The following is a 13530-nucleotide window of genomic DNA, read 5'->3' as shown; positions in this document are numbered from 1 at the left end:
CTGGAGGAAGCAATATGTCTTCATACGAAAAAGAATATTTATGGGCGAAAAACGAACCGGAGAGTTTTTGGCGCGCTCAAGCGGAGAATATCGATTGGTTCGAATCTCCTAAAACTATCTTGAAATCTGATGAAAACGGCATAGAACGTTGGTTTCCAGATGGTGTAATGAATACGTGCTGGTTAGCATTGGATTACCATTGCGAGCAAGGACGCGGTGATAATACGGCACTCATTTATGACTCGCCAGTAACTGGCAATAAAACCACGTATACCTATAGTAACCTGCGTGACCAAGTGGCAAAAATTGCCGGCATGCTGTCTGCCCAAGGCGTTGAAAAAGGCGACCGAGTCGTTATTTACATGCCGATGATTCCAGAAGCCGCAATGGCGATGCTAGCCTGTGCGCGTTTGGGGGCGATTCACTCCGTTGTATTCGGTGGTTTTGCACCTAATGAACTTGCTGTACGAATTGAAGATGCAGAGCCGAAAGTCATCATGACGGCGTCGTGTGGGATTGAGATCAACAAAGTTATTCCATATAAGCCAATGGTAGACAAGGCCATTATGGACAGCCGATGGAAGCCTGAAAAAGTATTTATATTCCAGCGTCCTGAGTGCGAAGCCGATCTAAACCAAGAAAGAGATCTGGATTGGCAGCAAGAGTACAACCAAGCGTTGCCACACGGTTGTGTTCCGGTGTTGGCAACCGATCCACTCTACATTCTTTATACTTCGGGTACGACAGGTAAGCCAAAAGGCGTTGTGCGTGACAACGGTGGCCATGCCGTCGCGATGAAGTACTCTATGAGCGCAATCTACAACATTCCTCAAGATGGCGTATTTTGGGCGGCATCTGATGTTGGCTGGGTAGTAGGGCACTCTTACATTGTTTACGCGCCACTGATTCACGGTTGCACAACAATCCTATTCGAAGGCAAGCCCGTCCGAACACCGGATCCTGGTGCATTTTGGCGAGTGTGTGACGAATACAAAGTAGATGCGTTGTTCTCTGCCCCGACAGCGTTCCGTGCGATCAAGAAAGAAGACCCAGAAGGTGAGTTTTTAAAACAGTATGATCTCTCTAAATTGAAAACCATCTTTATGGCAGGAGAACGCCTTGACCCTCCAACACTGGAATGGGTTCAGAGCAAAGCAGACAAACCCGTTATTGACCACTGGTGGCAAACGGAAACGGGTTGGGCTATCGCGGGCAACCCAACAGGTGTTGAAATGATGCCAGTTAAAGCGGGTTCTTCGACGAAGCCAATTCCGGGTTATCAGGTCGAGATTCTGAATGAACTTGGAGAGTCGGTCGGGCCTAACCAACAAGGCTTTGTCGCATTAAAGCGTCCGCTGCCACCGAGTTGTCTGCCAACGGTTTGGCGTAACCATGACCGTTTTGAAACCGGTTACCTCAGCCAATTCCCTGGCTACTATGTGTCAGGTGATGGTGGCTATTTGGATGAAGACGGTTACCTGTTCATTATGGGACGTATTGATGACGTGATTAATGTCGCGGGGCATCGTTTATCGACAGGCGAAATGGAAGAAATTGTCGGTGGCCACCCAGCGATTGCGGAATGTGCAGTCGTGGGTATCCACGATGAGTTAAAAGGGCAGTTACCACTTGGTTTTGTTGTGCTTAAAGATGGTGTCAAAGTGGACGAGCTTGATCTTGAAGGTGAGCTTGTTGGCAAGGTACGTAGTGAGATCGGTGCGGTTGCCTGCTTTAAGCATGCATTGGTTGTGGATCGCTTACCGAAAACACGCTCGGGTAAAATTCTGCGCCGAACCATACGTCAAATAGCCGATGGTGAAAAATACACCGTTCCGTCAACGATTGATGACCCAAGTAGCTTGAACGAAATTGAACGAGTGTTAAAACGTTAATTAAAACTCAATTCTAACTAACCCCTGATCCTCGAACTCTGTAGGTTGGTTCTGCCTCTGTACGCTTATTAAGTGCAGGGGCTTTTTTGTTTGTAGATAGCGTAAACGTCTCGTGCAGGCAATTTTGTGACTTGCCAATACGGCATTTTCCTCACAAACTACAGCCATTCAATTTTTAGTGACCCTTTGTATGACCACGTTTGTAATTAAATCTGCGTGTTTTAGCGACCTTGAGTCGCTCAACGACCTTATGTTTGAGCTGCATGATGAGCATCATCTTCAATCTCCGGAGCTGTTCAAAACTGCAGAGGAGATAGAGCAAGAAAAAAGTATTGCTCGATACATTGATGATCCTGAATGTCTTGTTTATGTAGCAAAACAAGGAGATGAAATTATTGGCTTTATCTCTGGTCATTTCTGTGAACTTGTTTCTACCGTCAGTCAGCAGGTTATGATGGGAAGTGTGGATGAGCTCTATGTGTTACCTGAGTTTCGGAAACAAGGCACAGCTCAGGCATTGATTAACAAAATTGAGTCAACGTTCTCTGATTACGGTGCAAAACAGATGTTTGTTGAAGTATGGCACTTTAACCAGGGTGCAATCTCTTTGTATGAAAAACAAGGGTTTGCACACCATATTCACTATCTAAGAAAGCCGTTGAGCTAATGGCCATGCTTAACTTTAATATTGTGATACACATTCTAGCGAATTGAAATCATTCAGTTCGTCAATAGACTTTTCTCTATAAGTTGCTCGCAATGTTAGTAAATTAATATGCGCCCACATTGGTATTGGCGTTTTTGTCTGCTTGTTTATTAGTAGCACGAGGATCGTGCTTACAAAAACAAGAGGACAATATTTTGAAACTAACAAAATCGTTACTTGCGTTGGCTGTTTTGCCAATGTTCGCAAGTGCTGATGATTTGTCACAGACACAAAATCACACTATACAACCCCAGATCGTAGGCGGCATCACTGCTGATCCTAGTGAGTGGAGATTCTACACCCAAATTGTTAGCCGTTATGGTAACCGATCATATTGTGGTGCCAGCTATATTGGGAATGGCTATGTCCTGACTGCGGCCCACTGTGTCGAGGGTGATTCACCGAATCAGATTGCGGTTAAAATCGGTGGCGTCGTTTACAATGGCACTGACGGTGTTCGATCTAACGTGAGTGAAATCCACATGCACCCGGCATATCGCCGAGCAACGCTTTCTCATGATCTCGCAGTATTAAAGTTGGACTCTGTACCTCAAGGTGTTGCTGCGGTTGAAATTGCCGATGGCAGTCTAACGCAATACGCCAGCATCGGAGATTGGCTTACAGTCGCAGGTTTAGGGAGAACCTCTGAAGGAGGAAGCTCTCCATCTCGATTGCAAGAGGTTGACGTTCCGCTCGTGTCGGACACGACTTGTCGTCAAGCTGGTGGTAATTACACAACCGTTGGAGAGGTGTCTTTCTGCGCGGGAATTCCTCAAGGTGGGATAGATTCCTGTCAGGGAGATAGCGGTGGCCCAATCGTTATTAATCGTGGTGGCGTAATTACTCAACTTGGTGTGGTCAGTTGGGGGATAGGTTGTGCTCGTCCGGGTATGTATGGTGTTTATAGCGATATCGCCGCCATGCGCAATTTTGTTAATGGTGTCATTGGCACGACTACACCTCCGAAAGAGAATGTTTCTGTTGGGTATACCACCGAACAGACATTGGCATCATTTAATGTTGGCGAGTTGCAGCAACATAGTTTTGTTATCAAAAATTCAGGTAACACGACGTTCACTGTAGAAAACGTTCGCGCGTTTGCTTCTGGCGTTGCTGATGCTGCCGTTATTGCAAATGATCAGTGTTCTCAGGCGACGTTAGCAATGAATGCAAGCTGTCGTGTCGATGTCGAATTTGGAGCAGCTCAGGCGGGAGAAGCAAGAGTTGCTTTGAACTTCAACGTTGATAAGACCAGTACACAATATCAGGCGCTAGTGTCGGCTCAAGCGAAAACAGTGACAACGCCTCCAACAGATAACTGCGCAGCAGAATGGCAAGCGAGTACGGTGTATCTCAAAGGGGATAACGTTACTTGGAATGGCAAAGTGTGGCAGGCGCAGTGGTGGACTCAAGGCGATAACCCAGCAGACTCTGGACCTTGGGGTGTTTGGCAAGAAGTTCGCGACGCACATTGCAAGTCTAACTAACCATCAAGCATTCAAAAGCTGATTCGTTGGTGACTTGAGGTAGAATTCATTCTTGGTTTCAACGAGCAGCGCATAGTTATCATAAGCAGGGTTTATTGTTTTCGAATAATAAGCCCTTTTTTATTGTTCCAACTTTGAGAACCCATAAAATGTGTATGACTTTATCCTGACGCTACCTTCATATAACTGGCAGAATTGCGATCAACATTTCATGTTTTGTCTGATTTTTGTCAGGTTTGCATTAAATTACTCTCCAATGAGCTTCAAGATCATGCTTTATTCGATCAACGTTGTTTGGCATAACTCGTTACTTAATTTTTATCGAAAAAGATAAGATTAACTGCCATTATTCATTGGTTATCATAATGTTTACTTAAGGTCATATTTTGTGTTGAGACAGCTGTTATTACTCATCCTTTGTTTTATTTTGTTACCTGTTTCACCAATCTCTACGGCTAAAGCTGCCGCGAGCGAAGTAAAAGGGGCACTCTGCGTTGTTCGTGCTGACGACAAGTTAGTGCTAGTTCATGAAATATTGACGGATAAGATTTCTCTACCTGGTGGGACAATTATTGATGGAGAATCCCCCAAAGTTGCTGCGCAAAGAGAAACGTGGGAAGAAACGGGTTTAGTGGTCACTGTTGGGGAGGAACTTGGCAGAACTGACACCGCGGTTTATTACGATTGCATATCAGATTCTGAGATTATTGCTTTTTCGATGAACAATTCCTTAGGTGGGAATGAGTTACCTATTTGGTTTGCTCCTCACTACGGAGTAGAAATCGCATCTGCAATGTTACTTGGACCATCCGAGCTGCCATCATTTTTGTACCGCTATCCCGCTCAATGGCCACAAGCCATTCAGTTTTTTGAACAAGCTACTCAGCAGTCCGCATCTTATGTGACTCAGCTGATCGAATCCGCGCCTTCATTTCGTCAGATTGAATTGAGGTGGATGAAAGACTTACAAAGCTGGGTAGGGGCTTTATCAGGAACGAGTTTCGAGGTAGCGAATCAGATCTCAAATCTTGTTATAGAACTGACAGAACCTACGATACTGCTTTTTCTATTTCCGTTAGTAATGATGCGTTTTGGCAGTCGATTTGTATTCCGACTCTTTTTCGCTATTAGCGCGACGTCCCTGATGGTACTTGTAGCTCAACAGGGCTTTGCGCTTCCTCGCCCGCATGTCTATATACCAATGATGGAGTTAACACACAGCTTTGGATTTAGTTTTCCAAGTTTGCCTATTGCCGTTTGGTTTTGTGTTTTAACCTTTTTATTTCAGAGAACGCATTATTTCGGTTTGAATGGTACGACCGCTGTTATGATGCTCATCACGCTTACTATTATGTTATGTAAGTTTTTCCTTGGTAGCGCCTTTTTCTTAGATATGTTGTTTGGTGCGCTGTTAGGAAGCTTGGTGGCCTGGCATGTTCTGCGATTGGAAACAAATCAAGACGTGAATGTTGATCAAGTGCTGAGCTCAAAAGGCGTCTGGTTCATTATGACTGCGGTAACGGCGGTCATCTCTGTTATCTGGCCATTACCTGTGTTTGGCCGCTGGTTGGCTATTTTAATTACGGCATCAGCATTGGTTATGACGTTTAGAGAGTCAAAAGTGCATTTGGATTCTCGTCAGATGATTTTTGTAACACTTGCGTTGGTATTCGTTGAGCAACTTTATTTGTACTCAAGCTCTGTTGTCTCGTTTAGTGGTTTGTGGTCATTGGTATTGTCGACGTTGCATTATCCATTGTTGATGTTGCTGTTTATCTTGCTTGCAAGAAAGCTGATTCATGAAAAACAACAGAGAGAAACAGTGCTAGATTGATGGTTGTATGCTTTCTTTCTCAGGCATACGAGTAAAAAAAGCCTTGCTTTACAGCAAGGCTTTTTTGTACGTTGAGTAGCTCAACAATGTGGCTTTGCGCATATCTGACGCCATGGCTGAGTTAAAGGTAATAACGTTGATGCCATAGCGGCGGAGAGAATTAAGCGTTAAGGACGAATTTTTCAATAGCTTTAGCTACACCGTGTTCATCATTACTTGCCGTAATGTAATCAGCGATTTGTTTGGTCTCTTCCATTGCATTTGCCATCGCGATACCAAGGCCAGCGTACTTCAGCATGTGGTGGTCATTTTCAGCATCACCCATACAGATTACTTCTTCCGGTTGAATACCTAGATACTCAGCAATTGCAGCAACACCAATACCTTTGTTGCTCGCTGGGTTAAGAAATTCCAGGAAGAACGGAGCGCTTTGAACCACCGTAAACTCTTCACGCATTTCAGACGGCAGCGCAGCGATGACCTCAGTTAACTTACTTGGCTCGGCAACCATCATTGCTTTGATGATTGGATGATCATCTTCTAGCGATTCAAAATTAATCTCTGTTACATTTAAGCCATTAATGTTGGCTTCGATGTCAGTGTATGGGTTTTTCTCATTGGTGATCAAGCCATGTACTTGGCTGAATGCGTGCACATAAGCGCCTAATTCTTTCGCTTTACGAGCGACTAATTTTGCTGCCTTACCATCAATGATTTGCTGGTGGATGATTTCATTTGTTCCTACGTTCTTAACCATAGAGCCATTGTAGAAAAGGACAAAATCTTTATCGGAATGGATATTCAGTTCGTCGAGCTTGCCTTGCATTCCTTCTAATGGGCGACCAGAAGCGAGAACGACAGTAACGCCTGCTTCTCGAGCCTTTGCGATCGCTTGTTTGTTTTCTTCAGAGATTGCTTTATCACTATTGAGCAGTGTGCCATCCATATCTAATGCGATCAGTTTATACATCATTTCTTACCTTAAAGTTTTTGGGAACTGTAAGTGAATAAGGTTTGGTATAACGCTAACCAGAAACCTACGCTCACCGCGACTATGAAACTACAAAATGGTCTATTTTAACAATTAATTTTTGGTTTAAATTGACCTAGACACGTGTGTCCATTAATGTCTTCGCCTCGAAGTATTATGAGTTGAGTGAGTTCTACGTTGTATAAGCTAAATGAGATGTTTGAAACCATCCAAGGGGAAGGGGTTTTCACTGGAGTACCTGCTGTTTTTGTTCGCCTTCAAGAGTGTCCGGTTGGTTGCTCATGGTGCGATACCAAACAAACTTGGTATGCAGATGAGAATGACCAACGTCAAATTGGTGATATTTTGGTGAAGGCGGAAGATTCTCCCACATGGTGCGTCGCATCTGCCGAGAACATCGTAGAGCAATATCAACTGCAAGGCTTTAATGCTAAACATATCGTGATTACTGGTGGGGAGCCTTGTATTTATGACCTCCGCCCTTTAACAAAAGCGTTTGAGGATATGGGTTGCCAATGCCAAATTGAAACGAGTGGCACATCAGAAGTCATCACGTCAGAAAATACATGGGTGACCGTGTCACCAAAAGTGGCGATGAAGGGTAAACTTCCAGTTCTCAATAGCGCGTTAGAGCGTGCGAATGAGATTAAGCACCCTGTTGGTACACAAAAAGACATCGACCACCTTGATGAGCTATTGGCAAATGCGAATGTCGCGGTTGAGACTGTCATTGCATTGCAGCCTATTAGCCAAAAGCCTCGTGCAACGCAATTGTGTATTGAAACGTGCATTGCTCGCAATTGGCGCTTGTCTGTTCAAACTCATAAATATCTAAGTATTGCTTAAGAGCGGAGAGAGAAATGAAAAAAGCCGTTGTTGTTTTTAGTGGTGGTCAGGATTCCACGACTTGTCTGGTTCAAGCACTTAAAGAGTTTGATGAAGTTCATGCCATTACTTTTGATTATGGTCAGCGCCACAAGTTAGAGATAGAAGTGGCACAAAAGATCGCAAAGGATCTTGGCGTCAAAGCGCATAAAGTGATGGATGTTGGCCTTTTAAACGAACTTGCGATTAGCTCTCTCACGCGTGATGACATCCCTGTCTCACACGAATTGCAAGAAAACGGCCTACCAAACTCTTTTGTTCCTGGCCGTAACATTCTATTTTTAACGCTCGCAGGAATCTACGCCTACCAAATTGGGGCTGAAACCGTAATTACTGGCGTGTGTGAAACTGACTTTAGCGGTTATCCAGATTGTCGTGACGATTTTGTGAAAGCAATGAACACGGCTTTGGTGCAAGGGATGGACCGTAACCTGACGATCAAAACACCGTTAATGTGGCTAAATAAAGCAGAAACGTGGGCGTTAGCTGATCAATATGACGCGTTGAAACTGGTTCGTGAAAATACGTTGACCTGCTACAACGGGGTCATTGGTGATGGTTGCGGTGAGTGCCCATCGTGCGATTTGCGCAAAGCTGGCTTAGATGATTACCTAAACAATAAAGAGACCGTAATGCAGTCTCTTGTGAACAAGCAGGCTGCTGACGTTTAGTCGTGCCTTGCTTTACTGGCTAACATAGTCAGAACTTAGGCTAATTGGCTCATCGTATGCGTCTATAATGATGTTTTTTCCCTGCTTTTTAGCCTGGTATAAAGCTTGGTCTAGTATCGAATAAAGTTCATCAAAGTTGGTAAGCGGCATTGATGTTGATAGATAGGCCAAGCTAGCAGTTACACTCAAATCACTATTATTTACCGTGCGTACGCACTTCTCTGAAATCGTTTTGTGTAGGCTTTGCACCCGGAAAGGAACGTCAATTTCATCGACGTTTTTCAATAATAAGATAAACTCTTCTCCACCCAAACGGCCGATATACTCTCCCTTATTGAGCTTAGCTTTAAGCACTTGGCAAACTTGCTGTAACACCAAGTCGCCAGTCGGATGACCGTATTGATCATTTATCGTCTTAAAGTCATCAAGGTCGATTAATGCTAAAACATAGCGGAAGTCTTCGTCCGCTTTGGAGGTTTGACCTTTGATGGTCTCTATAATTGCCGCTCTATTCAACGCACATGTTAGACTATCTATTTTGGCTTTTTGTCGTGTTTGTCGCTGAAGTATCAATGCCAGAATGAGCAAGACCAACAAACAGGAAACCACAAAATTATAAGTGCGCTTTTGATCGGTAAGCTTCTTAAATTGATGCTGATTTAAGCTTTTTTCATTATTCAACCGAGCGACTTGAAGATCATATTCGTACTCTTTCTTTGTGAGGTCTAATGCCTCTAATGCTTTAATATTGCTAGCGTCTCGGTTGGCCAATTCAATGGTTGAATAGGCTTCGTGGTGCTCTAATGCCAGTTTATAATCACCTTGGGCTTGGTATGCTTCGGAAAGGAGTAATTGAGCTTGTGCCTGTAATAATGGTCTAGAGTTATTGATCGCTAGTGTTAACGCGACTTTGCCATGTGCAATCGATTTTTCAGTAGCATGGTTTTTCAAATACGCGAACCCAGCAGCTAAATGCCCTTCCGTTTCGAGGTGCGTATTTTCATACGTTTCAGCAATGTCTAAAGCTTTTCTAATGTAATCTACTGCGGTATCCAGTTGCCCACTTTCGGCTAAAACCGCAGACAGCCCTAAGTAGCTTAACCCTTGACCATATGGGTATTGGAGCTGGTTGAGTATTGTTAATGCATTTTGATAATGATTGATGGCTTTATCGAATTCTTTGGATTTCTTATACATTGCCCCAAGGCTATGTTCGACTTGGGCGACTTTGAGTGGTGTCCCTTCATCTTGACGAGCGAGTAGGGCTTGGATGAGATATTGTTCTGATTGTTCAAACTGCCCAAGCTCTGCAAGTAAATTTCCGACGTCATTGTAAATGCCAGAAGGATCGGTTTGAGCAGACATGTTCGCCAGCAGCTTTCTATAAAGACTCAGCGCTTTTTCATAGTCGCCACGATAGTTATAATTGTTCGCTACCACACGTAACGCGAGATCAATAGGGAAGTTTTCTTGATGTTGTTGACTCAGATGGCTTTCTAACGACGAGCAATAAAAGTTTGCTTTGTGATAACGACCTTGTTGATTCAACGTATAACAGAGCTGATAGTTCATCAAAGCTTTGCCTTCAGAATCTGAAGTCTGCTTCATTTTTTGTCGCAATGAAGAAAAGCTATTTACTGAGGCGTCATAACTACCATGCTTACGTTCATTTAAGGCAAGAATGTACTCTGACTCTAACTGAGCAAAGTTATTGTTGAGAACTTGGCTGCTTCCATAGTACGGCTGTTTTATGTTCGACATATATTCATAAATCAGCCCGCTGACGTAGAGTTTTTCGCTGTGCGATTTCGCGGTGTGGTATCGATCTTGAAGCATGCTTAATGCTGAGTCAGGATTACTTCTCAACGTGGTTTGATAAACGGCGTGCCACTGCGTGATATTTTGTTCTGGCTCAATATCTTGAGTGTCACTAGCATATACCGGGGCGAGTAAGAGTGACGCAAGCAAAGGATAGAGCGTGCGCATATTTAAACGTGCCTTATGTTCTTTTGTTGCTTTGGAATTGGAGAATCATAGCGCTATTAATTGATCAGCGTTGTGATTGAGTTGGGTGTACGAAGAAAAAGAATAGGAAAACTATGCACTTGGTCGATATATCAAAAAAAGAGCATCAAAAGAAAGACCCCAACATAAAGTTGAGGTCTAGAAGTCGTTATGCAATGTAAAGCTTAGCTAGATCTTGAGGCTCCATTTCTTTGCCTTCTAGCTGATCGTTCCAGTTAGTACCAACAAGAACACCATCTTCTGCAAGAGTTAAAAGCCAATCTTCAACAAAGATATCTAGTGGGATTTCTAGTACAGTGAAGTCAGCCCATTCTTCAACATTGTGCGCTTCTGCATCTTCTTTTGAAGACCAGAAAGGCATGACTTCACTGTTTTCGAATTCAGTTGAATCGCAAGATAGCCAACCTTCTTCATTGCGTAAACCCCAAACCAGTTGGTTTTCTTTTGTTTCTGCAACAAAAAGGTCAAGGTTTGCTTGGATATCTGATGTAAGTTTGCTCATTTCAAAACTCTCGTTGTTATGACGCCGCTAGGGTAACACTAAAGTGCCGATTCCTAAAGCATAATACGGTTATTGCAATGAGTAAAAATAAAGGAGCCGAAGCTCCTTTTCTTATGTCGTTCTAGGTTTATTAATGCTTGTTTGAACAATCATTAATACAGACATTTTTACCTTTCAGGGAGGGTAGTGAATATTGTCCACTCTTTTTTAATCTCGCCTTTATAACCAACGACAGAAGCAGTTACTCGGCGGTTTAAAGCGTGGCTGACTTCATCGGTACCTTGTTGCGCTAGGTGAGTATCTCCAAAGCCAACAATACGAACTCTGCTCGGTTCGATGTTGTAGCTCAATAGCGCCTCACGGACATTGCGTGCTCGTCTCTCTGATAGATCTTGGTTGTGTTGAGAGCCACCAACTTTACTCGCGTAGCCGTGCAGTTCGATCGATGTAGTAGGGTATTCTTTTAAAAAATCGGACAGTTCACGTACTTGTCTTCTGAACACGGGATTGATTTCATCAGAATCATTGGCAAAAAGTATTCTCACTTGCATGTTATCTGATGCTTTAATGTATTCGCCGCAACCGTCATTGTCGACTTCTGAGCCTTCAGGTGTGCCAGGGCACATATCTCGAGCGTTGATGACGCCATCGTTATCTTCATCTTGAAGGTCAGCAATTTGTTCTGCACTTGGTACAGGTCGATAGTCATACTCGTCTTCAGCAACAACCTGTTGAGTAACGGCGAGAAGACTTAATACAAATAGAATTTTCATTGGTTTCATGATTAGTACTCCACCTTTTCATTCCATTCCGTAGGCACATCGACTCGCAAGGCATTTAACAATTGGCCGGTCGCATTCATTACACGGTATTTCGCGTATTGCTCTGAATATCGAGCATCCAAGTAGTTTTTTCTCGCTTCAAATAACTCGTTTTCAGTATTTAACAAATCCAGAAGGGTTCGTTTACCGATGCGATACTGTTTCTCGTAGGCGATAACAGTTTCAGATGCCGAATCTACGTGATCCGCCAGAAACTCTTTTTGCTGAAGCGTTAAATCTAGCGCGCTCCATGATAGACGAAGCCCTTCTTCAACGCTGCGGTATGCGCGTTCTCGTAAATCTTTGGCTTTGTTTAGTTGATAGGCAAAGTTTTCAGCATTGGCGACATCACTACCACCATTAAAGAGGTTGTAACGCATACGCAGCATCGCTGTCGTTTCATCACTGCTTCCTTCGATACCGCTTGCATCATCACGCCACGTTTGAGCCGCTTCTACAGATATCGTTGGATAGTAAGTTCCCTTAGATTGCTTATATTGGAACTTAGCTGAGTCTACATCTGCCATCGAAATTTTGATTACTGGATGCGATTCAAATGCCAAGTCAATTGCTTCATCTATGGTGTAGGGAATAAAGTTCTGGTCCGCTCGCGGAAAAATCAATCCTTGTGGGGACTGTCCGACAAGGCGTGTAAACGTGGTGTGGCTGTCATATAAGTTGTTCTGAGCCGCCACCAAGTTACCGTGAGCTTTTGCTAAACGAGCTTCTACTTGAGTTAGGTCAGCGGTAGACCCAAGTCCTGAGTTAACTCGCTTTTTAATGTCTTCGTAGATCTTCTTATGAACCTTCAAGTTGTTTTCTGAAAGTGTAAGAATTTCATAAGCTTTTACTGAATCTAAGTAAACCTTTGCCACTTCGAGTGCCGTGTCTTGAGCATCAGCGAGCAGTTGATAACGAACTGATTCTGCGTCAGCTGCTGTTCGATCCATATCGTTAAGTGTCGCAGAACCGTCCCATATCAACTGGGTTAGTGTCACGGTCGCTTCTTTTCTTGTCAGATCCGTTGAATCTCGCCCTGCTTCTGCTGGGTTAATGCCTTCATAACCGATACCGGCGTCTAAATCTACGGATGGGAGGTAAGCACCGCCAGATGCTTCATTCACATACTGCTTGCTAACGAATTCATTGAACGCACTTTTGATGTCAGGATTGGTTTTTAATGTGTTTTCAACCGCTTGCTCTAGTGTTTGCCCAAAAGCATGACTAGCTGCGAACACACCAATGCAAAAGGCGTTGGCACGAGTCCACTTCACTGTGATTCTCCTAGATAATAATAAAATTTCTCGAGGTGAGAGGGCTTATAAGTGGGATACCTATAAGGGCGTCAATAATTTAGCGCACAATAACATTAATACACGATGAAGTAACCTGTTGATTCATTGTTCATTTGTTTCATTCTTGATAAATCAATTCATTTGGTGGGTCTAAATTTTGAATAAGGATCCCGATTTTAAAGTGAAATTGATGTTTAACAAGAGTTGAGTGGCTTTTATTAAAACAAGATAAATATGTGCATAGATTCCTATTGATGTATGACACATAATTACTTAATTGAGCATCAAATTGCTGTTATTGCCGTCATTCCGCAGCCAATTTCAGAATTAAAACAATGTGATCCAGTGATCGTTTACAAATGTTAGTGCGACAGACCTCTTGACCGCGATCCCCAGTTTTGATCTATTACTGTTATTTAAC

The 13530-nt window shown here is 43.4% G+C and carries 11 protein-coding genes; 6 read left to right on the top strand and 5 right to left on the bottom strand.

The genetic code is table 11. From position 1 onward, the window contains the following. The first annotated feature begins 14 nt into the window (after positions 1-14). From NL643_RS20340 to NL643_RS20325, 4 genes are all read left to right on the top strand, one after another. On the top strand, positions 15-1892 hold the full coding sequence (locus NL643_RS20340; RefSeq protein WP_253645066.1) for a propionyl-CoA synthetase: 1878 nt from the start codon (positions 15-17) through the stop codon (positions 1890-1892). Between the two features lie 190 nt (positions 1893-2082). Continuing rightward, the gene (locus NL643_RS20335) at positions 2083-2559 is read left to right on the top strand and encodes a GNAT family N-acetyltransferase (RefSeq protein WP_253645065.1); all 477 of its coding nucleotides are present in this window, start codon (positions 2083-2085) and stop codon (positions 2557-2559) included. 194 nt (positions 2560-2753) lie between these two features. After that, positions 2754-4085: a trypsin-like serine protease gene (locus NL643_RS20330; protein ID WP_150918766.1), complete on the top strand. Its 1332-nt coding sequence runs from the start codon at positions 2754-2756 to the stop codon at positions 4083-4085. Positions 4086-4473: 388 nt separating this feature from the next. Beyond that, entirely contained in the window at positions 4474-5919 is a 1446-nt protein-coding gene (locus NL643_RS20325; protein WP_048626431.1) for a bifunctional NUDIX hydrolase/phosphatase PAP2 family protein, read from the top strand. Positions 5920-6079: 160 nt separating this feature from the next. On the opposite strand, the gene NL643_RS20320 is transcribed toward NL643_RS20325, so the two are convergent. Beyond that, entirely contained in the window at positions 6080-6889 is an 810-nt protein-coding gene (locus NL643_RS20320) for a Cof-type HAD-IIB family hydrolase (RefSeq protein ID WP_046874945.1), read from the bottom strand. Between the two features lie 216 nt (positions 6890-7105). Between NL643_RS20320 and queE the strand changes: the two genes are divergently transcribed. Continuing rightward, entirely contained in the window at positions 7106-7756 is a 651-nt protein-coding gene (gene queE / locus NL643_RS20315) for a 7-carboxy-7-deazaguanine synthase QueE (protein WP_253645064.1), read from the top strand. A gap of 14 nt (positions 7757-7770) precedes the next feature. Further along, the gene (gene queC, locus NL643_RS20310; protein WP_253645063.1) at positions 7771-8466 is read left to right on the top strand and encodes a 7-cyano-7-deazaguanine synthase QueC; all 696 of its coding nucleotides are present in this window, start codon (positions 7771-7773) and stop codon (positions 8464-8466) included. 12 nt (positions 8467-8478) lie between these two features. On the opposite strand, the gene NL643_RS20305 is transcribed toward queC, so the two are convergent. From NL643_RS20305 to NL643_RS20290, 4 genes are all read right to left on the bottom strand, one after another. After that, positions 8479-10452, bottom strand: coding sequence for a diguanylate cyclase (locus tag NL643_RS20305; protein WP_253645062.1), 1974 nt, complete (start codon positions 10450-10452; stop codon positions 8479-8481). Positions 10453-10639: 187 nt separating this feature from the next. Then, positions 10640-10993, bottom strand: a complete 354-nt coding sequence (locus tag NL643_RS20300) for a DUF2750 domain-containing protein (protein ID WP_005395049.1) — start codon at positions 10991-10993, stop codon at positions 10640-10642. A gap of 167 nt (positions 10994-11160) precedes the next feature. Next, the gene (locus NL643_RS20295) at positions 11161-11775 is read right to left on the bottom strand and encodes an OmpA family protein (RefSeq protein WP_065646447.1); all 615 of its coding nucleotides are present in this window, start codon (positions 11773-11775) and stop codon (positions 11161-11163) included. Between the two features lie 2 nt (positions 11776-11777). Further along, positions 11778-13088, bottom strand: coding sequence for a TolC family outer membrane protein (locus NL643_RS20290; protein ID WP_005395046.1), 1311 nt, complete (start codon positions 13086-13088; stop codon positions 11778-11780). Between the last annotated feature and the right edge of the window lie 442 nt (positions 13089-13530).

The organism is Vibrio sp. Y42_MX_L11 (assembly GCF_024181785.1).
Classification (GTDB): Bacteria; Pseudomonadota; Gammaproteobacteria; order Enterobacterales; family Vibrionaceae; genus Vibrio; species Vibrio diabolicus.
The sequence above is the reverse complement of the archived record's forward strand: the minus strand, read 5'-3'. Positions and strand labels throughout refer to the sequence as shown.